1 protein-coding gene is annotated in these 858 nt (G+C 61.8%); it reads right to left on the bottom strand.

Annotated features, from left to right (window positions below; genetic code table 11):
- Positions 1-858: UDP-N-acetylglucosamine--N-acetylmuramyl-(pentapeptide) pyrophosphoryl-undecaprenol N-acetylglucosamine transferase (locus NUW23_06065; GenBank protein MCR4425743.1), on the bottom strand; the 858-nt coding region annotated here is incomplete at both ends.

The raw sequence follows: 858 nt of genomic DNA on the forward strand, positions 1-858 counted from the left end.
CGCCAGGGTAATCGCACCTGATCTTGAGATAACCAAGTCTGCACAGGCGAGTGCGAGCGGCATGTTGTAAATGTATGGCGCAACTATAATGTCTCCGCCCGCCGACTCAGGTATACCCCCATCTGAGGAAGACCTTACCGGAAGGCCCAGGTCTCGAGCAAGGGCGATAACGCGATCATAATTGCGCCGACCCGTCGAGAGGAGGTACTGCACTCCCTTCTTCTCTGCAAGCGCGGGCAAGGCGCGAATCAGGGCATCATTGATTCGCTCCGATCCTTGGCTCCCACCGAAAGCCAGCACTGTCCGGAAATTGGGCCGCAGGCCCAGGGCTTTGATCCCTTCTTCTCTGGTGGCCCTGAGCACCTCAGGGCGTATTGGATTTCCGGTCAGAACCGCCCGTGAGGGAAGGGCGAGGGACTTTCTCGACTCCTCCCAGCTTATCGCCACCACCCGTGCGTAACGCGAGAGGAACCTGTTGGTGGCGCCGGGAACCACATTCTGCTCGTGAATCACAGTGGGCACACCCAGGATCACCGCCGCCAGCACCACTGGACCAGAAGCGTATCCCCCAGTGCCCACCACCACGTCCGGCCTGAAACTGCCCACAATTGCCAAGGACTGCACCAGACCCACCGCGGCCTTGCCAACCGTCACCACAAGCCCAGGCGAGAGTTCGCGCTTGAACCCTGATACCACTATGGGGCGAAAATCAAAGCCCTCCCTGGGCACGAGATCCCGCTCGAGCCCGTGCGCGCTCCCAACGAAGAGAACCCGCGCCTCGGGGTGACGGCGGGCAAGTGCCTTCCCGACTGCGAGGGCCGGATAGATGTGCCCCCCTGTCCCTCCGCCGGCCAGAAG

The organism is Bacillota bacterium (assembly GCA_024655925.1).
In the GTDB taxonomy this organism is placed as follows: Bacteria; Bacillota; DTU025; order DTU025; family JANLFS01; genus JANLFS01.